Source organism: Mesorhizobium sp. (assembly GCF_005063415.1).
In the GTDB taxonomy this organism is placed as follows: Bacteria; Pseudomonadota; Alphaproteobacteria; order Rhizobiales; family Rhizobiaceae; genus Mesorhizobium.
In genome coordinates, this window is record NZ_SUEG01000049.1 from 16447 (window position 1) to 35958 (window position 19512).

The window sequence follows — 19512 nt, forward strand, 5'->3', positions numbered from 1 at the left end:
TCGTCATTGGCTGTGTCGAAAAGCAGGCGGCAGGCCTGGTGTCAACGGGTGTTCTGCCGCAACCACTTCTTCCACGCGGCTTCGGAGCCGTTGAAGACGTTGATGTCGGCGTTTCCGGCCATGCCCGGCACGACGCCCGTTCCGGTATACTGCCAGAAGGTGAAGGGATGGCTGCCGTATTTCTGGCGCGGATGCCCTGCGACGGAGCGCAGCCAGTAGGGGTAGCCGGGGAAGCCCGATAAACCATTATCTTCGAAGAAGTCGACCGACGTGTAGATGATCGGCTTCTTGCCGTAGTGTTTTTCGACGATTTCGAGGAATGTGCTCATCTCGCTGCGTACCGTGGCGGGATCGGGCCGCAGCTTGCAGGTCGGCGATTTCGGGTTCCATTCCATGTCGAGAACCGGCGGCATCGCCGAACTGTCTTTCGGCACGTTCTGGATGAACCAGCGCGCCTGGGTAGCGGCGGGCGTGCAAAAGTAGAAGAAATGATAGGCGGCGCGGGGGACGCCTGAGGCCTTGGTGCGGCTCCAATGCTCGTTGAAAGCTTCATCGAACCGGTCTCCGCCTTCGGTTGCCTTGATGAAGGCGAAAGAGATGCCGCTGGCCCTGGCGGCCGGCCAGTCGATCGAGGTCTGGTATTTGGAAACGTCGGTGCCGTGGACGGCATAGCTCCACGGTGCGCCGCTGTCCCATTCATGCGGGTCGGAATCGGCAAAACGCGGCGCGCGTACCGCAACCGTCGGGGCGCTGGATGACGACAGCGATGGCGTCAGATCCTCGACCGTCGAGCAGGCACCAAGCAGCATCAGCGTTATGAGGACCGCGAAACGGCGCATCGCTACTTCCCGAGCCGGTTTCAGCCGGCCGCTGATGGGTCTTTCCGCGGGTGGCCCCTCGACCGGGCGCGGCGTGTCTGAAACCGACGTACGCGACGCGCCTTGATCTTCGTTTCATGCGTTCCCAAACCGTTGCGCAGTCTGGGACGCATGCATTCAAGCCCCGCCGGACGGTCACCCCACAGGATCGCCCGGTCTGTCCTAAGCGCGCCGCTTCGACGCGCTTAGATTGTCCATGCATGTCGTTGTCCCAAAACCGCTACGCACTTCTGGCGACATGCACCTGTGATCGCCGATCATGGTTGATATTCGGTTGACGGCGCTCGACAAGAGCCGCGATTTTGCCGAAACAATGGCGGCAAATCGATGACATAGATCGAGCGCGCCGGGGGAACTCAAAATGCAGATCCTTTTGAAGTTCGTCAAATGGCTGCTCGGCCTGGCTGTGCTGGCTGCCGCGGTACTCGCCGGCTGGCTGTATTTTGCGCCGCCGGAACTGATCCGCGTCGGTTCCGGCTATGCGGCCAAGATCGTCTGCTCGAACGTGTTCATCGCAGGGCGAGATGCTGACGACGTGCTCGCCGTCGATGTGCAGGCGCCAGGTCATCCGCTGCTGAAGCTGATGCGAGTGTCAGTCGACAAGGAGAAGAGAACGGTTTCGGCCGGCCTGTTCGGCGCGCTCGGCAAAAGTGTCGCGGTTGCGCGCGACGGGCTCGGCTGCGCCTCGGTTCCCGACGGCGATATTGCCGCCGCCAAGGCTGTCGCCGGAGCTGCACCGACGTCGGCGGCGCTGCCCGATGCGATCTGGCCGGACGGCGACAAGGCCGATGCCTCGCAGGATCCCGAGGTCGCGAAAGTCCTCGACGATCCAGCAATGACCGGCGCCGGTATGCGGGCGGTGGTGGTGGTCAAGAACGGCCGCATCGTCGCAGAGCGCTATGGCGACGGCTTTTCCGAAAAGACGCCGCTATTGGGCTGGTCGATGACCAAGACGGTAAATGCGGCGATCGTCGGCACGCTGGTGAAGGACGGCAAGCTGGCGATGACTAACCAGGGTCTGTTCGGTCCCTGGAAGGGAGATGGCCGCGCCGTGATCAGCCTCGCCGACATGATGGCGATGTCGAGCGGGCTGGAATTCAACGAGGATTATGGCGACGTCGCCGATGTGACGCGCATGCTCTATCTCGAACCGGACATGGCGGGCTTTGCCGGATCCAAGCCGCTGACCGGCGAGGTCGGCAAGGTGTTTTCCTATTCGAGCGGCACGGCGGTGATGCTGTCCCGATTGTGGCAGGACGCGATCGGCGACAAGGACAAGGCGCTGGTCTGGCCGAGGACCGCGCTGTTCGATCCGCTCGGCATGCAGAGCGCGGTGCTTGAGGCCGACGAGCACGGCACCTTCGTCGGGTCGTCCTATCTCTATGCCACGGCACGCGACTGGGCGCGCTTCGGCCAGTTCCTGCTGCAGGGCGGCGTCTGGAACGGCAAGGAGATCCTGCCCGCCGGCTTCGTCGACTGGATGCGGGAACCGGCAACTGCCTCGAAGGTCTACGGCAAGGGGCAATTATGGATAGAAGGGCCAGGCGACGAAGAAAACCCCGGCGCCGGCACTGCCGCCGGCCTGCCCAAGGACACCTACTGGATGGAGGGGCATGACGGACAAACGGTTCCCATCATTCCCTCCGAGCAGCTGGTTGTGGTGCGGCTCGGGCTGACGCCGGCCAAGCTCGGCTATCGGCCGCAGGTCATGGTGGCTGCGCTGGTGAAGGCGCTGCATTAGGCTGTATCGATATTCAGGTGATGCCGGCCTGCAAACGGCGGTTTCCTGCGATTCCGGCCTTCGCCGGCCAAAGCACTCATGAGCGGTCGTGGCAGTTAAGGCTACGGCCGACGTAGGCCGGTGCTCACGTACCCAAAAGTACGCTCCGCTCCGGTTCTCGGAACCCACCGTTTTCGACTCGGCCTGACCTGAATCTCAACACATCCTAGCTATCGACCTGGTCCGATCACGGCGAGCCACGCATAGCCGCGATAAAGCGTTTGGAAACGGAAGCTTGCGCCAACTCTTGCAGATTCCGAATCCAGAACCGCGCGCAGCGATTGACGCGGCTCGACATGGAAATTTTTCAGCCAGCCGCGCAGCAGCGTGCGGAACCAGCCGGGCAGGGCTTCCTGCTGGCCAAAATCGACGACATGCAGCGAGCCGCCAGGAGACAGGGCAGCAAGAGCCGCGGATACCGTCTTTTCCCAGCCGGGGATCATCGACAGCGAATATGAGACAAAGACGCGGTCGAAACTTTCGACGCCGAACAATGCCGTCGCGTCGAAATCGGTGGCGTCGCCGCGCGCCAGCGTGACGCGGCCGGAGAGGCCTTCGCGGGCAAGGGCGGCGGTGGCCGTCTCCAGCATCTCGGCCGAAATATCGAGGCCGAAGAAGCGGGCGCCGGGATAGCGGCGGGCGGCGAGGATGATGTTGCGGCCGGTGCCGCAGCCAAGCTCGAGCACGGTCCCGCCGGCCGGCACATCAAGGCCGGAGATAAGCCGGTCGCGGCCGAGCAGATAGTATTTGCGGGTCAGGTCGTAGATATGACGCTGCCAACGATAGACGCCGTCCATCAGCTCGGCATGGCTGGCCGGCAATTCGGTCGCGCTCATGCGCCGTGCTTCACGTAGAGATGGAAGCCGCCATAGATGGCCGAGCGATCGCGGGCCGAAAACTCGCGCGAGGCGTCGTTCTCATAGCGCCACTGGTCGAGCAGCGAATTCGAGACGCGGCCGGGCAACAGGCTGGGTTCCGCCGCGGTGCGGAAGATGACGCGGGCGCCGGTGGAGGCGGTTCGGGTGATCTCGGCCCACAACCCGTTGAGCTGGTCGTCGGTCATCCAGTCCTGTGCATCGAGCAGCACGAAGCGATCCACCGAGCCGGCATCCTTGCCGGCAAGGAACTCGATCAGATTGGCGTGGTGGATGGCAACGCGATCGACATTGTTGCGGATCGCCTTGTAGTTGCGCTTTTCGAGATAGGCGGGCAGGGCGGCCTCGCCGGGATTGGGATAGCGGCGGGCGAAAGCCTGCCAGGCGAAATAGTTGGTCTTCAGCGGAAAATCGCAGGCGAGCTTTTCCAGTCGTGCCTTCAGGACGCTGGCCATGGTGCCGTCACCCGAGGTGATCAGCGAATCGTACTGGGCCGGTGGAATGCCGAGGCCGAACAGCGAAGCCTTTCGCGAGGTCGCCCATTTCAGCAGCGGTTTTTCGAAGGCCGGCGCCAGCTCCTCGTCGAAGAAGCGGCGCTGATCGGCGATGCTCTTGGCGTCCATGATGCCGGCCGGGTCGACGCCGAAGAACTTTGCGGTGCGGTGGCCCATGGCGATGAACAGGCCGAGCAGGCCCGTCTGGTAGAAATTGCGGTCGAAGACAGCGATGCGGCGACGGCCGCGCCAGTTGCGCCGCTCCCAATAATGGCGGCTGACCGGATCGAGATGCGGCGCGATGAAGCGGTCGTAGGCCTGTGAATTGTGCCCGGTCCCAGCCGCGCCGAAGAAACGGAACAGGTCGCCCTGCGACGGCAGGTGACGGACGGCTTCGAGCTTCATGCGGTTCAGCGCGATATGGGCGGCGTTGAGGTCGACGGCATCGATCCTTTCCGGCGACCGGGTGAGATAGGCGAGGATGTTACAGCCGCCAGACGCGATGGTGACGATACGGTGGCCCGTCCCGAGCTGCATCGCATCCATGTCCACGTCTGGGTCTTCCCAGATCTGCGGGTAGACAAGGCCGGAGAACAGGAAGGCGAACAGGCGCTCGGAGATGCCGGCTTTCGACAGCGGGCGGTTCTGGTAGACGGCCTTGCCGACTTCCTTGCCGCGGCGAAAAACCAGTTCCCCAGAAATGTCCGTCATGGCAAGGCGATTCCCCGTTTGCTTTGCCGCAAGCGGGTAGCGCAGGGTCATGACAGCCCAGTGACAGCCTGTTGAAGTTCAGGCCTTGCCAAATCCGCCTGGAGTGGGTGTCGTCACGATGACCGCCTCGCCGGCGTCGAGAACGGTCTGATCGCAGGCCTTCAGGACCTCGACGCGGCCATCCTTGCGGCGGATCTTGGTCGAGCCAACCTCGCCATCGCCGCCGCCGTCCAGGCCTTGCGGCGGGCGGTTGCGATGCGAGGACAGGATCGCGCATTCCATCTTTTCTAGGAAGCGGATGGTGCGCTTGGTGCCGTCGCCAGCATTCCATTTGCCTCTGCCGCCGGAGCCTTCGCGGATATGAAAATCCTCGAGCAATACCGGGAAACGCAGTTCCAGCACTTCCGGATCGGTCAGGCGCGAATTGGTCATATGGGTGTGGACGCCGGAGGTGCCGGCAAAGCCGCGGCCGTCGTTCATCCGGCCGGCCGGCGAGCCCGAGCAAATCGTCTCGTAATACTGGTACTGCTTGTTGCCGAAGGTGAGATTATTCATCGTGCCTTGCGCATTGGCCATCGCGCCCATCGCGCCGAACAGCGCGTTGGTGACGTGCTGCGAGGTCTCGACATTGCCGGCGACGACTGCCGCGGGATAGGCGGGCTTCAGCATCGAGCCGTCGGGAATGATGATGTTGATCGGCCGCAGGCATCCGGCATTCATCGGGATGTTGTCTTCGACCATGACGCGGAACGCATAAAGCACAGCGGCACGGGCGACCGGCTCTGGTGCATTGAAGTTGTTCTTCATGACCGGCGATGTCCCGGTGAAATCGACAGTCGCTTCTCGCTTCCGCCGGTCGACCGATATCTTCACCCTGATCATTTGGCCGGTGTCGGTCGGATATTCGTATTCGGAACTGTCGGGCAGCCGCTCCAGCACGCGACGCACGCTTTCGGCGGCATTGTCCTGGACGTGGCCCATATAGGCTTCGACCACATCGAGACCGAAATGCGCGACCATCTTGCGCAGTTCGGCGACGCCCTTTTCGTTCGCGGCGATCTGCGCCTTGAGGTCGGCGATGTTCTGGTGCGGATTGCGCGCCGGGTAGGGGTGGTCGGTGAGCAGCGTCTCCAGGTCCTTTTCGCGGAACCGGCCGCGATCGACGATGCGGAAATTATCGAACAGCACGCCTTCCTCGTCGACGGTAGTGGCAAGCGGCGTCATCGAGCCAGGCGCGGTGCCGCCGATGTCGGCATGGTGGCCGCGCGAAGCGACGTAAAAGAGGATTTCCTCCCCCTCAAGGGGGGAGGATTGAGGCCGCTGTGCCAGCAGGCGCAGCCACATGTACTGGGCGGTGTTGGTGTCCTGATACTCGTCGACGAGGATGTAGCGGAAGCGCTTGTGGTATTCCTTCAGCACGTCCGGATTGGCGCGGAAGATGCGGATCGGGTGGCATAGCAGATCGCCGAAGTCGCAAGCGTTCAGCGTTTTCAGCCGCTCCTGATAGGCCTTGTAGAGCTCGCGGCCCTTGCCGTTGGCGAAGGCACGGGCATCGCCCTCGGGGATGTCGGCGGGACCGAGGCCTTTGTTCTTCCAGCCGTCGATCATCTGGGCGAACTGCTTGGCCGGCCAGCGCTTGTCGTCCAGCCCTTCGGCCTGGATGAGCTGCTTGATCAGCCGCACGACATCATCGGTGTCGAGAATGGTGAAGTCGGATTTGAGCCCGGCCAGCTCGGCATGTCGGCGCAGCAGCTTGACGCCAATCGAGTGGAAGGTGCCGAGCCACGGCATGCCCTCGACATTGCCGTCGCCGATCAACAGGCCGATGCGCTGCTTCATCTCGCGCGCCGCCTTGTTGGTGAAGGTGACGGCGAGGATCTGCGAGGGAAAGGCCTTGCCGGTGGCAAGGATGTGGGCGATGCGGGTGGTGAGCACCCGCGTCTTGCCGGTGCCGGCGCCGGCCAGCACCAGCACCGGGCCTTCGGTGGTTTCTACTGCCAGCCGCTGCTCGGGGTTGAGGCCGTTGAGATAATCGGGCGCGTTGTTCTGGTTGCTGCGGGCAGCCATGGCGCGCGCGGCAATGCCCGACGGGGCCGCGGGCCGCGCGTTCGGTTCGTCAAAAAACGGCATGTCTTCCGAAAACCCGGACATCTCCCCCGAATGTAGTGATTCGGCAGCGAAAGGCCAGAAGTGTCTCCGTTTTGTTCTGGTAAAGCACCCGAGCGGTGCGATACCCGCCTGCTCAGGCCTTGCGGTAACCCAGCGCTACGAACAACCGGTGTCCGAACGAGCGCGCTTCCCCTGCTATCACCGCGCTCAGGGCGGCCAGCATTTGATCGTAGTAGCGGCTGCCGGCGGGCGAAGCCAGGAATGTCGAATAAAGCTTGAGATCTTCAAGCGGCAGATCTCTGTAGGTGTAGGCGGCCCCTTCCATGACGTTTTGTTCGATTTTCTGGCGAATGCTTGCGTATTGCCGGTGCACCAGAGCCATGATCTGGTCGTCCGGGAGGGATTTTCCTGCCGCTCCCACCACGCCCGAAAACATCGCGTAGCCTATATTCAGCGCCATTGCTTCGCCCGTGTCGACGGCGCTGATGTCATCCATGATCTTCCTGTACAACTCGAGACGGACCGGATCCTTGGATGGCAGCTCGGCGAGGATGCGGTGGCCGTCTGTCCTCTTTTTTTCCTTACCCTCAGAACCAGACGATTGAATTTCCAGAGCGGTAACACGTTTGCCCAAAGCCGAAGCGTAGAACGCGGCAAGATCGGACAGATCGGCAGCGGTCAGCTTGTCCGCCATGTGCAATTCGACGGCCGTCTCCATTTTGGCCGCGTCGAAGGAGCCTTCCATCGCCTCCGACCAGGCCTCCTGGAAATTTTTCGACAGAGGTCCCGGTATGGAGTTCATGCCATTGGCGATACTGGGGCCGATGCCCATCAGCATCTCGTGAAGGCCGTTTGCCCTGTTGATCTCGCCGATCGTCTGTGCCGGTGCGGCCACTGTCACGGCGACCAGCCCGAGGAGGAGAGCGCATACGATAAGCACTGCTCGTGTCGTAGGCACTAGGAATGACGTCACTCTGGTTGCTCCAAGGTTTTGGTGGCTCAAGCCAGATTGCTGGAAAACCTGGTTACCGGCAAGGTGAGATCGCTACTTTAGCGTGTGGCCTCGAGTTTGCCCACAGCGTTGAAATCAGCAGCGTCGTTGTTGGTCCGATCATGGATTGCTTCGAGCTCGCTTGACACACAAGACGGGCCGGAGAAAGTTGCGTGGGGGCAGGAACGCAATGCGGGGTTGCCCATGGACGCGTCGCGAAGCGCACCGGTCGAAGGAGCACCGTCTTGGCTGTGGTCATCACCTCCCTGATCCTTTTCCTCATCGGCCTGGCGCTTGGCGGCGGTGGCATCTGGCTCGTGACGCTGGGCGGCAGCTGGTATTACGTCGTCGTCGGTCTAGCTTTCCTCGTCGCGGCCTGGCTGCTCTACAGGCGCAGATCCACGGCGCTGTGGCTCTACGCGGCGATCGTGCTCGGTACGCTCGCCTGGGCGGTCTGGGAGATCGGCTTCGACTGGTGGGAGCTCGGTCCGCGCGGCGGCATCATCGTGCTTGTCGCGCTGTGGCTTTTGACGCCATGGGCGCGGCGCGGGCTTACCGGTCCCCACGGACGCGCGCCGCTGATCCTCGCCGTGCTGGCATCGCTTGCCGTCGCCGGTTATTCGATGACGGTCGATCCAAAGGATATTACGGGTGAACTCAACACCGACAAGGTGACGCCGACGGCCGACCTCGGCGGCAACGTGCCGGCTGGCGAATGGCACTATTACGGTCGCACGCAATATGGCCAGCGCTATTCGCCGCTCGACCAGATCACCCCCGAAAACGTCGCCAATCTGCAGCCGGCCTGGACCTATCGCACCGGCGACGTGAAAGGGCCCGACGACATCGCCGAGACGACCTATCAGGTGACGCCGCTGAAGATTGCCGACACGCTCTATATCTGCACGCCGCATAATTTTGCCATCGCCGTAGACGCCGCGAGCGGCAAGGAGAAATGGCGCTTCGATCCGCAGGTCAAGCTCGACAAGGACCGCCAGCACCAGACTTGCCGCGGCGTGTCCTATTATGCCGACGCCAAGATCGCCGCCGGCCAGCCCTGCGCCACACGCATCTACATGCCGACATCCGACGCCCGGCTGATCGCGCTCGACGCCGCGAATGGCCAGGTCTGCCCCACATTTGCCGAAGGCGGCACGCTGAACCTGCTCGCCAACATGCCATATCCGAAGCCGGGCTATTATTATTCGACCTCGGCGCCGCTGATCGTCGGCAACAAGATCATCGTCGGCGGCGCGGTCAACGACAATTATTCGACGCAGGAACCGTCCGGGGTCATCCGTGCCTACGATGCCGACACCGGCGCGCTGTTGTGGAATTGGGATTCCGGCAATCCGGACCAGACGACGCCGCTGCCGCCGGGCCAGACCTATACCAACAACTCGCCCAACATGTGGTCGACGGCGAGCGCCGACGAGAAGCTCGGCCTGCTCTATGTGCCGCTCGGCAACAAGACGCCGGACCAGCTCGGCGCCGGGCGCAGCGCCAACGACGAGAAATTCTCCTCGTCGATCACCGCGCTCGACCTCAACAGCGGCCAATTGCGCTGGGTGCAACAGACCGTGCATCACGATCTCTGGGACATGGACGTGCCGGCGCAGCCGACGCTGGTCGACATCACCACGGAAAGTGGCGTGGTGCCTGCGCTGGTCGGGCCGACCAAGCAGGGCGACCTTTATGTGCTCGACCGGCGCAGCGGCGAGCCGATCGTTCCGGTCAAGGAACTGCCGGCGCCGGGCGGCGCGATCGAAGGCGACCATACCTCGCCGACGCAGCCGCTCTCGGACCTGAGCTTCAGTCCGAAACCGCTGACTGGCGCCGACATGTGGGGCATCACCATGTTCGACCAGCTGGCCTGCCGGATCGAGCTTCGGAAGCTGCGCTATGAGGGCCGCTATACGCCCCCGTCACTGCAGGGCTCGCTGATCTACCCCGGCAATTTCGGCACCTTCAACTGGGGCGGCGTGGCAGTCGATCCGGTCCGGCAGGTGATGTTCGGCATGCCGACATACCTGGCGTTCATCTCCAAACTGGTGCCGCGCGCCGACGTGCCGCCGCCCGGCGACACCAAGGGCAGCGAACAGGGCCTGAACCGCAATGACGGTGCGCCTTACGCAGTCATATTGAAGCCGTTCCTGTCGCCGCTCGGCATTCCCTGCCAGGCGCCGCCCTGGGGCTATGTGGCGGGCGCCGACCTTCGGACCGGCAAGATCGTCTACAAGCATCGCAACGGCACCGTCTATGACATGACGCCGCTGCCGCTGCCGTTCAAGGTCGGCGTGCCCGGCATTGGCGGGCCGATGATCACTGCCGGCGGCGTCGCCTTCCTCGGCGCGGCGGTCGACGACTATGTGCGCGCTTATGACCTGACGACCGGCAAACAGCTCTGGCAGGCGCGGCTGCCTGCCGGCGGGCAGTCGACACCCATGACCTACACGGTAGCCGACGGCCGCCAGTTCGTCGTCATCGTTGCCGGCGGCCACGGCTCGGTCGGCACCAAGCCGGGCGATTATGTGATGGCCTATACGCTGCCGAAATAGAGAAGTCGTTCAGAGCCCGAGATGCCCTTTCAGGTCGGGTACCGATGCAAGTACCTCACTGGTCAGCTGCGGGCCGGCGGCTGTCTCGGCCTGCTGGACCAGCATCGTGCCGGCCTGGCTGATCTGTGCCAGCGTGAGGCCTGATGCCTTGAGTATGGCGACGCCGTTGATCAGCGCGCCGGTCTTTTCGCCGAGAACGCCGCCGAGCGCGCCCTCCAGCGAGGACAGGAGACCACCGCCGGAAGCCGTGCCGGGAGCCATGACATCATACTGCTTGGCCAGGGCGTCGGCTCCCGGGATCTTGGCGAAGAAGCTGGACAGAGTCGTGCCTTCCGCCTCGTGTTCGAGCACGGAGAAAATCGTGCCGGCGATCTTTTCCGTCAAAGCCTGGTTGAGACCGGATTTCTGGGAGACGGTGTTGATGATGTCCTGAACGTCCACGACCTTTCCTCAGGCTTTGGTGTTTGTGGGCGGGTGCCGGTTGGAGCGGACCTTGATCAACGATCGTTTGAAGGCGGTGAACCGCAGCGCCAGCAAAGTCATAGCGGCGAGTGCGAACCCACTTGCCAGAAGCGGGAAGGGAAAGGTCATGGGCTTATTCCTTCGTCGTCAGGCATTCTTTTCCCGCCAAATGGCCATTCTCGTTCGCCAAATGGCCCGAGTGAGGCATAGCTCGGTAACTTCTTTTTACATTGTGGTACGTGCATTTTGCATTGCCACAAAGGACCAAAATTTAACGACAGTGAGGCGCGCGGCATCACGGCCCTCGTGCAGGGACTTTTGGCAGCCTCACTCAGCCGTGACTGGACCAGGCAAGCTTCGGCTCTATGTTGCCGCGGGGGGCGACGAGGAGCGCGCCATGACAACACCTGCCGGACCCACTGCCGCCGAGCCTGTCATTACCCAGGCGATGATCGATGCCTATGACGAATACACGCATCTGACGCTCGATCGCCGCCGCTTCATGGAGCAGTTGACCAGGCTTGCCGGATCGGGTGCCGCAGCCGCCGCGATCGCGCCGCTGCTGGCGGCGAACTCGGCCCAGGCGGCAATCGTGGCGGAAGACGATCCGCGTGTGAAAGGCGAGGACATCAGCTACCCGGACAGCGGTGGCCAGATGAAGGGCTATCTGGTCAAGCCGGCGGGTCAGTCCGGCAAGCTGGGCACCGTCATCGTCGTGCACGAAAACCGGGGACTCAACCCGCATATTCGCGATGTGGCGCGGCGCGTTGCGCTGGAAGGATTCGTAGCGCTCGCACCGGACTTCATGACGCCGCTCGGCGGCACGCCGGCCGATGAAAACAGGGCACGTGACCTGTTTTCCCAGCTCGATCCAGCACAGGTCGCCGCCAATGCCGTCGCAACGGTCGCCTACCTCAAAGGTTACAAGGACGGCAACGGCAAGGTCGGCGCCGTCGGCTTCTGCTGGGGCGGCGGCACGGTGAACATGCTGGCCGTCAACGCGCCGGATCTTGCAGCCGCGGTCGCCTATTATGGCATGCAGCCAAAGGCCGAGGACGTGCCGAAGATCAAGGCCGCGCTTATGCTGCATTATGCCGGGCTCGACACCCGCACCAATGCCGGCATCGACGCCTTCAAGAAGGAACTCGACGCAGCCCATGTCGAATACTCGGTCTATGTCTATGAAGGCGCCAACCATGCCTTCAACAACGACACGTCGGCGGCCCGCTACGATAAGAAGGCGGCTGACCTCGCCTGGGGCCGGACGATCGCCTTCCTCAAGGAGAAGCTGGGCTGATCAGGCGGGCGCCGGCGCCGGTTTGTGAAGGGCGACGCCGGCCACCACCAGCGCGATGCCGATGCAGTCGGTGAGGCTCGGCACCTGCCGCAGCACAATGACACCGATCAACGTCGCGGTGACCGGCAGCAAAGACAGCATCAGCGCGAAGCTGGAGCGCGGCAGCCGCGACATGGCAAGCTGGTCGCAGATATAGGGAATGACCGACGAGCAGATGCCGACGCCGACCGCCGCAAGCAGCAGCGGCGGCGCCGAGAAAGCCGGCAGTGCATCGGCAAAACCGATCGGCAGTACGACGAGAAGGGCGACCGCCATGGCGGCACCCAGCCCGGCGATTCCATCGCCGGCGCCGGCGCGCGCGACGCGGTGGCCGAGCACGATATAGCCAACGAACAGTGCGCCATTGAGGAAGGCCCAGAACAGGCCGACGGGATCGCTCGACCATTTGACGTCCATGAGCAACAGGGTGCCGGCGACGGCGATTGCGAGGGCGGCGAGATTGCGCGGGCTTCTGAGGCCGACAAGCGCGACCCCGATGGTGCCGACGAATTCAATCGCCGCCACCAGCGAGATCGGCAGCCGGTCGAGCGCCAGGTAAAACGAGCAATTCATCACCCCAAGGCAGGCGCCGAAAGCCACAAGCAACAATCGCGTCGAGCGATCGGCGCGGGCGAAGACCGCCCATGGCCGGGTCAGCGGAGCAAAGACGAGTGCAGCGGTGGCGATGCGCAGCCAAGCCATCCCGAGCACGCCGACATGCGGGAACAGCAGCACCGCAAAGGCCGGTCCGAGATAGTGGAACACGGAGCTGACGCCGAACCAGAGATGCGGCGGGACCGAGTTTGCCAAGGTAAAGGCGGGGCCGGCGAGTGCCGGACTTGCTGCCGGGGCTTGCGTCCGATCTTCCATGGGATCAGTATCGCAGGCGATTTTTGCCATTGATATGGATGATGGCCGGTCATGGCGGCCATTTGCTTTCCGGAAGCAAGGAGTATTCCGCTGAAACGCCTTCGAAATGAAAATACCGATCTGGATCCGGCGGACCTGAAAATCCTGCGCCTGCTGGAAAAGGATGCGCGCACCAGCACCGCCGAACTGGCGCGATCGGTCGGCCTGTCGGCGCCGAGCGTCGCCGAGCGCATCAAGCGGCTGCAGGAAAGCGGCGTGATCGAGGCCTATACGGTGCGCATCAATCCGGCCGCGCTGGGCATGAAGCTGTCGGCATGGCTGCGCATCAGGCCGGTGCCGGGGCAACTGGCTGTCGTGGCCGAAATCATCCGCGACCTGCCGGAAATCGCCCAATGCGACCGGGTCACCGGCGAAGACTGTTTCATCGCGCTGGCGCATGTCGGCTCGGTGGCCGAACTCGAGCGGGTGATCGACCGGATCATTCCCCATGCGATGACCAATACGGCGATCATCCAGTCGTCGCCGGTGGTGCCGCGATCGCCGCTGGGGGCGGTGAAGCGGCAGGACGGGGCGATCATTCGTGAGCGGGCAGGCAACAGCCACATAGCCCTATCGCGCGGCGGCAAGGAGCAGAGCCACGAGCCGCAAGACGATGCTTAAGCTCGGGACGCCACACGAAGGGCGCGCAGAGGAAAGTCCGCGTCAACGGCAGATAGGTCATTCACCAGCATAACGGCGGCTTCGGCTTCCGCATCAGGAACTTCGGCAGCCATGGCGGCCAACCAAACCACGCGACCCGGGACTCGGGCGGCCCAGCGTGATGCACCGGACAAACCTTTCATATTGTCCTCATAGTCCATCAATGGCCGATCGTCGCAATCGCCCTCAAGGGATGTTCGCGCCATGTTGCACAGCCTTGCCAAGTCACGGGAGATGCTCGCGAGGTCCATTCGCGAGGCCGCTGCCTCTTCAAGCAGCGCTAGACAGGCGTGCAGAAAAGCACGGAGAGCCTGATCCCCACCGCCTGGTGCCGCGACGCGGCGGCGAAGCGCGGCCAGAACGACCGTCAACTCACTGCTGCTGTGTTTGCTGAAGTGCCGGCTTCGGAAGAAGTCAAGTCGATCAGCGATCGCCGCCGCCCATGTCGGCAATCCTGCTTCGATTTCAGACAGCGAGTCATTCGCCATCCCGCATCTCCATTGCTATCCGCCAGCAATCCATATTGGCAGGGAGTAGGCCATGCAATTCACCGACGCTGTAACCGTCGCGGAACGCGTTGGCGCGATGGGGAGAAGTGCATGGCGGGGCGACGAGGGGCGGCGCAAATATACCAGATGCAAACCGGACGGCCGGTCTGTTTCTTCCCGCACCGCTCAAGGGTGGCCGCGCTTCATCCGCGCCTGCTTCAGGATGGCGCGCCAGCGGATCATGGCGAAGGGGATCGGCTCGTTGTTGTTGGCGATGTGGAAGATCTCGTTATTGAGGTTCTTCAGCGAGCGCCAGAAATCATAGTCGGTGATGCGTGGATCAGCCGCCAGCCTGTCCGCCTCGACCTTGATGTCGGTTTTCATGCACGTTCCCCGAACCGCTGCTGCTCCGCCGCCCGTATCGCAATTCGATGCGGATGGTTTTCCAACGCCGCGCTGAGTCGTTCAACGTCTCAATTCGGCTTGTTCACGTTAAAACCTCGGTAAGGTTAACGGCGGTTGGGTTGCGGTTCAAGCCGGCTTACGACGAATACCGATCGAGCGGCCGGCGCGCTCTGGCATCGGCAGGGCGGCATGGGCGGCGCGCATCGCTTCCAGCCTGGCCAGGACGTCAGCGGGGAAGGGCGCGACCTTCGGGCCAGCCATGTCGACATGCAACGACAGCGTTTCGGAGGTGGCGGCGAGCCAGCCGTCGAGATGGCGGATTTCCTGATAGGCCCTCAGCCGCTTCTCGTCGTGGTCCAGCAGCTGGAACGAGACCGTGACCTTGTGGTCGAGATGCAACTCCTGGACGTAGCAGACATGGACTTCCGCGGTGTAGATGGTCAGCCGTCGTTCTTTCACATAATCCGGCCCCATCCCCATCATCTCGAAGGCTTCGTCGGAGCACCGGTCGAACAGCACGTTGTAATAGGCCATGTTGAGATGGCCGTTGTAGTCGATCCAGGCCTCCTCGATGTCCATGGCGCGAGAGACGAAAGGGGCGGTGATGGGCATCGGAAACTTCCTTCTCGTCATGCCGGGGTGAGCGTGGACTGGACAGAGCGTGGTTGGTGAGACTACGCATCCCTAGATGCAGAACAAGGGTGGACGCTGGTCCATTCGCGGAGGAATCGATGGCTCTAAGCGACCTCAATCCGGTCGAGCGCAACGAAGAAGGCATTGCCGCCGTACTCGGCATCCTCAAGCAGCGGCTCGGCGAGCGATTCCAGACCGGCCAGGCGATCCGCGCCCAGCACGCGCACACCACGACCTATATTCCGACGCAGGCGCCGGACGGCGTCGCCTTTGCCGAGACGACGGAGGAGGTGCAGGAGATCGTGCGCGCATGCGCAGCACACCGCGTGCCGGTGATTGCCTTCGGCGTCGGCTCGTCGCTGGAAGGCCACACCAATGCGCCGGGCGGCGGCATCTCGCTCGATACGTCACGCATGAGCCGCATCATTGCGGTCAATCCGCAGGACCTCGACTGCACCGTCGAGCCCGGTGTGACGCGCGAGGACCTCAACCGGCACCTGCGCGACACCGGCCTGTTCTTTCCGATCGATCCGGGCGCCAACGCCTCGCTCGGCGGCATGGCTGCGACGCGTGCGTCGGGCACCAACGCCGTGCGCTACGGCACGATGCGCGAGAACGTCCTGTCGCTGACCGCGGTGATGGCCGACGGGGAAGCAGTGACGACCGGCAAGCGCGCCAAGAAAAGCTCGGCCGGCTATGATCTGACGCGGCTGCTGATCGGTTCGGAGGGCACGCTTGGCATTATCACCCAGCTGACCTTGAAGCTGCAGGGCATTCCGCAGGCGATTTCAGGCGGCGTCTGCCCGTTCCCCAGCCTCGAGGCGGCGTGCGACGTGGTGATCGCGACCATCCAGATGGGCATTCCGGTGGCGCGCATTGAATTGGTCAATGCGCTGCAGATGCGAGCGATGAAGACCTACTCGAAGCTCGATTATCCGGAGAGCCCCTGCCTGTTCGTCGAGTTCCACGGCAGCGATGCCAGCGTCGCCGAACAGGCCGAGACCTTCGGCATGATTGCCGAGGAAAATGGCGGCGGCCCGTTCCTGTGGACCAGCGTCGCCGAAGAGCGGACGAAATTGTGGAAAGCCAGGCACGATGCCTACTGGTCGTCGCTGACGCTGCGGCCGGGCGCCAAGGGCCTCTCGACCGATGTCTGCGTGCCGATCTCGCGCTTTGCCGAATGTGTCACGGAGACCGAGGCGGATATCGCCGAGATGGGCCTGATCGCGCCGATCGTCGGCCATGCCGGCGACGGCAATTTCCATGTGCTGGTGCTGATGGACGTGGACGATCCGAAGGAGATCGCGCTGGCCGAAAAATTCGTGGCGCGGCTCAATATGCGCGCCATCGCCATGGACGGCACCTGCACCGGCGAGCATGGCATAGGGCAGGGCAAGATCGGCTTCCTGCGGCATGAACTCGGCCACGGCGTCGAGATCATGCGCACGATCAAGCAGGCACTCGACCCCCTGAATATAATGAACCCCGGCAAGATATTGCCGGCAATCGGGAAATAACGGCGATGGCCGCAGGCGAGGCTCTTCTGCCCATCGAAGCACCGCCTCTTTCCGCCGGTGCACCACTACCTCACGTCTTTGCCGACGAAGACAAGTTGCTGGTCGCCTATATCGTCAAAAAGACGGATCCGTCATTCGATGGGACGAATCCGCGCTCGGTTTCGCCTGTAACCAACGGCCAATCGGTTGCGATCCTGACGGCAAAGCCTTGCCTGGCACTTCAATTCGGCCTGCCGAACGATGAGGCCTTGAGCGGCCATCGGCTCTACAAATTGGGCTTGCAGCCCTATGCTGCATTTGAGGTACTCAACTCGTCATGGATCGGTTCGCTGGAACAGGCAAATCGAGTTCACAGTTCTCATCGGCCTGGGCTGTTTTCTGGCTATCGGCACTTCATCTTCACTTTCCACGACTCGACGCTTGAATTTGTCGCGGAGAGCTTTTCGATGAGCTGTCGCGACGGGTCGGTTCTGAGCTCGTTGATGGCGGCCATCAGTCCCAGCGTCACGGCGCTGCCAGACAAACGAATGCTTTGGCGACGCGACTGATCCGCTGGCCCATCAGCCTTGACCGCAGCGACATTTGGTCGGAGACTCCGGACGTTGCCAGTGCCTGAAACCGGGCAGACGTGGCAAACGGAGGAGCAAGCAACATGGCGATTTCACGCAAGGAGGAGGCTCGGGCGCTGAGCGCCGACGAACGCGCTCTCGTCGAGAAGTCGCACCATCCAGCGGTACAGCATCTTGCCGACGCCGAACTCGCCAGCCTGGTCAAGCTCCTAAGGGAACGGCGCGACAAGGCCCAGACCGAGGCGCATCGCCGCCGCCGCGAAATGCGCGGCAAGGGTGCGCCAAAGGGCGCCGGCGCCTCGAAGGCCGATGAAGGTTCGCAGTTGAAGCTGGCGGTTCTGGCGATGACCATGCGGCGGCTCAATGGCGAGGCCGAACGCCGCCGCCAGTTGGCAGCGCGTGTTTCGCTGGTCGAGAATGCACGCAAGGCGCTGTCCATGAAGCAAGGCGCTGCGGCAGACGGTCCCGAGTTCAACACGCGCACCGCGCACAAAGGCATGCGCGCGATCGTGAGCCGGCAGCCCGAGAATCTGATCCGGCCGATGGAACTCGGCCGGCAGCGGCAGGCGGCAAAGGTGGCGCAGGCAAAGCGCGACGCACGCTGAGTTTTCTTTGACGCCTTCTTTTGCCTTGGAAGCCTGTCTGGCGGGAATTGCCTCTTTATCGACACGCTGATGCGGATAGAGTGCGGTTGATTTTCAATCAACCGCTTCGGAGTTCATGCTCGCACGCCTGTTCGTGATCTTCGGTGGGCTTCTCGTGCTGGTGCTGTGTGCGGCGCTGGTGGTGCCGTACTTTGTCGACTGGACAGGTTACCGTGCCGATTTCGAGCGCGAGGCGAGTGCCGTTCTGGGCCGCAAGGTGACCGTGCGAGGCGATGCAACGGCAAGGCTGTTGCCGTTCCCCTCGGTGACCTTTTCCAACGTCGCCGTTGCCGGCGGCCCCAACGGCCAGCCGGCGATGACCGTCGAGACCTTTTCGATGGATGCAGAACTCGCGCCATTCCTGCGCGGCGAAGTGCTGATCTTCGACATGCGCCTGGTGCGGCCGAAGGCGATCATCGACATCGCCGCCGACGGCACGGTCGACTGGACGATACGGCCGTCCTCGCCATTCGATCCCGGCCAGATCTCCATCGAGAAGCTGACGGTGACGGAAGGACAGATCGCGCTCAGCCACGCCGCCGGCGGGCGCAGCCATCTTATTTCCGAGATCAACTCGACGATCTCGGCCAAGTCGCTGGCCGGCCCCTGGCGGCTGGACGGCTCGCTGTTGCTGGACGGGTTGCGGACCACGATCGCCGCTTCCACCAGCAAGGCCGAACCGGACGGGCAAATGCGGCTCAGGCTCAAGGCCGATCCGGATGACTATCCGCTGGTCGTCGAGACCGACGGCAATGTGGGCCTCGTCGAGGGCGCCGCGGTCTATTCGGGCCAGTTCAAGATATCGGGCGCAGACCGGACTGCGGCGCAGCCGCGCGGCACCAGCGGCGAGGCGCTAAAAGTCAGCGCCGGCAAACCGGACCCGGGCTTCAGGCTGAACGGCAAGTTTTCGCTCGACCACCAGAAGCTCGGCGTCGACGAATTCCGCTTCGAGACCGGACCGCTCGACAATCCCTACACCGCCGATGGCAAGGCTGCGGTCGACCTTGGACTGAAGCCGCATTTCTTGATCGAGGCCAATGGCGCGCAGGTGCAGTTCGATGAGGCCGTGGGGGCGCCGGCCGGTGCCGGATTGACGCTGTCCGAGAGGGTGGCGGCGCTGGAGCAGGCGCTGCTAGATCTGCCGAAGCCGACCATACCGGGCACGGTCGAGGTGAAACTGCCGGCGGTGGTGGCAGGCGACACCACCGTTCGTGACGTGCATCTGTCCGCCGAGCCGGCCGAGGGCGGCTGGGCGGTAAAATCGCTGGCCGCCACGCTACCCGGCCGCGCCAAGCTGGAAGCCAACGGCATGGTCAGCGTCGAGGACCATTTCGGTTTCACCGGATCGCTGCTTCTGGCGGTGGCGCAGCCCTCCGGCTTTGCCGCCTGGCTGTCGAAGGACGTCGACGAGGCGATCCGCCGCTTGCCGGCCGCCGGCTTCAAGGCCAAGGTGGATTTGAGCGAAAAACACCAGGCCTTCAGCGATCTCGAAC

17 protein-coding genes and 1 pseudogene are annotated in these 19512 nt (G+C 63.2%); 8 read left to right on the top strand and 10 right to left on the bottom strand.

What is annotated here, in order from left to right; translation table 11 throughout:
- Positions 1–41: 41 nt before the first annotated feature.
- Positions 42–839 carry a GH25 family lysozyme gene (locus E5W70_RS15265; RefSeq protein WP_292659453.1) on the bottom strand — a complete coding sequence of 266 codons (798 nt, stop codon included), beginning with the start codon at positions 837–839 and terminating at the stop codon, positions 42–44.
- A gap of 400 nt (positions 840–1239) precedes the next feature.
- Here E5W70_RS15265 and E5W70_RS15270 point away from each other — a divergent pair, with 400 nt between their 5' ends.
- Positions 1240–2619 carry a serine hydrolase gene (locus tag E5W70_RS15270; RefSeq protein WP_292659454.1) on the top strand — a complete coding sequence of 460 codons (1380 nt, stop codon included), beginning with the start codon at positions 1240–1242 and terminating at the stop codon, positions 2617–2619.
- Between the two features lie 209 nt (positions 2620–2828).
- Here E5W70_RS15270 and E5W70_RS15275 read toward each other — a convergent pair whose 3' ends face one another.
- From E5W70_RS15275 to E5W70_RS15290, 4 genes are all read right to left on the bottom strand, one after another.
- The gene (locus tag E5W70_RS15275) at positions 2829–3494 is read right to left on the bottom strand and encodes a class I SAM-dependent methyltransferase (RefSeq protein ID WP_292659456.1); all 666 of its coding nucleotides are present in this window, start codon (positions 3492–3494) and stop codon (positions 2829–2831) included.
- Positions 3491–4789 (bottom strand): DUF3419 family protein, encoded by a 1299-nt coding sequence (locus E5W70_RS15280; RefSeq protein WP_292659457.1) that lies wholly within the window; start codon positions 4787–4789, stop codon positions 3491–3493. Before E5W70_RS15280 ends, E5W70_RS15275 begins: the two co-directional genes overlap by 4 nt.
- Before the next feature lie 27 nt (positions 4790–4816).
- Entirely contained in the window at positions 4817–6868 is a 2052-nt protein-coding gene (locus E5W70_RS15285; RefSeq protein ID WP_366509707.1) for a hydantoinase B/oxoprolinase family protein, read from the bottom strand.
- Positions 6869–6980: 112 nt separating this feature from the next.
- Positions 6981–7748 carry a DUF2059 domain-containing protein gene (locus E5W70_RS15290; RefSeq protein WP_292659460.1) on the bottom strand — a complete coding sequence of 256 codons (768 nt, stop codon included), beginning with the start codon at positions 7746–7748 and terminating at the stop codon, positions 6981–6983.
- A gap of 335 nt (positions 7749–8083) precedes the next feature.
- Between E5W70_RS15290 and E5W70_RS15295 the strand changes: the two genes are divergently transcribed.
- Positions 8084–10396 (top strand): glucose/quinate/shikimate family membrane-bound PQQ-dependent dehydrogenase, encoded by a 2313-nt coding sequence (locus tag E5W70_RS15295; RefSeq protein WP_292659462.1) that lies wholly within the window; start codon positions 8084–8086, stop codon positions 10394–10396.
- Positions 10397–10405: 9 nt separating this feature from the next.
- On the opposite strand, the gene E5W70_RS15300 is transcribed toward E5W70_RS15295, so the two are convergent.
- Complete coding sequence (locus tag E5W70_RS15300) at positions 10406–10837, bottom strand: hypothetical protein (RefSeq protein WP_292659465.1); 432 nt, start codon at positions 10835–10837, stop codon at positions 10406–10408.
- Positions 10838–11255: 418 nt separating this feature from the next.
- On the opposite strand from E5W70_RS15300, the gene E5W70_RS15305 reads away from it, so the two are divergent.
- Positions 11256–12155: a dienelactone hydrolase family protein gene (locus tag E5W70_RS15305; RefSeq protein WP_292659466.1), complete on the top strand. Its 900-nt coding sequence runs from the start codon at positions 11256–11258 to the stop codon at positions 12153–12155.
- Here the strand turns inward: E5W70_RS15305 and E5W70_RS15310 are convergent, their stop codons facing one another.
- Positions 12156–13064, bottom strand: a complete 909-nt coding sequence (locus E5W70_RS15310) for a DMT family transporter (protein WP_292659468.1) — start codon at positions 13062–13064, stop codon at positions 12156–12158.
- 90 nt (positions 13065–13154) lie between these two features.
- Here E5W70_RS15310 and E5W70_RS15315 point away from each other — a divergent pair.
- Positions 13155–13625: pseudogene (locus tag E5W70_RS15315) on the top strand (Lrp/AsnC family transcriptional regulator); the annotation flags it as partial.
- A 95-nt stretch (positions 13626–13720) separates the two neighbouring features.
- Here the strand turns inward: E5W70_RS15315 and E5W70_RS15320 are convergent.
- The 3 genes from E5W70_RS15320 to E5W70_RS15330 form a co-directional block, all read right to left on the bottom strand.
- Entirely contained in the window at positions 13721–14251 is a 531-nt protein-coding gene (locus E5W70_RS15320; protein WP_292659470.1) for a hypothetical protein, read from the bottom strand.
- A 186-nt stretch (positions 14252–14437) separates the two neighbouring features.
- Positions 14438–14635, bottom strand: a complete 198-nt coding sequence (locus E5W70_RS15325) for a hypothetical protein (protein WP_292659471.1) — start codon at positions 14633–14635, stop codon at positions 14438–14440.
- A gap of 147 nt (positions 14636–14782) precedes the next feature.
- Positions 14783–15268: a thioesterase family protein gene (locus tag E5W70_RS15330; protein ID WP_292659473.1), complete on the bottom strand. Its 486-nt coding sequence runs from the start codon at positions 15266–15268 to the stop codon at positions 14783–14785.
- A gap of 119 nt (positions 15269–15387) precedes the next feature.
- On the opposite strand from E5W70_RS15330, the gene E5W70_RS15335 reads away from it, so the two are divergent.
- From E5W70_RS15335 to E5W70_RS15350, 4 genes are all read left to right on the top strand, one after another.
- Positions 15388–16806, top strand: a complete 1419-nt coding sequence (locus E5W70_RS15335; RefSeq protein WP_292659475.1) for an FAD-linked oxidase C-terminal domain-containing protein — start codon at positions 15388–15390, stop codon at positions 16804–16806.
- 5 nt (positions 16807–16811) lie between these two features.
- Positions 16812–17354, top strand: a complete 543-nt coding sequence (locus E5W70_RS15340; RefSeq protein ID WP_292659477.1) for a hypothetical protein — start codon at positions 16812–16814, stop codon at positions 17352–17354.
- 104 nt (positions 17355–17458) lie between these two features.
- Positions 17459–17980 (top strand): hypothetical protein, encoded by a 522-nt coding sequence (locus E5W70_RS15345; protein ID WP_292659479.1) that lies wholly within the window; start codon positions 17459–17461, stop codon positions 17978–17980.
- 115 nt (positions 17981–18095) lie between these two features.
- A partial coding sequence (locus tag E5W70_RS15350) for an AsmA family protein (protein WP_292659480.1) occupies positions 18096–19512 on the top strand: 1417 nt, incomplete at its 3' end.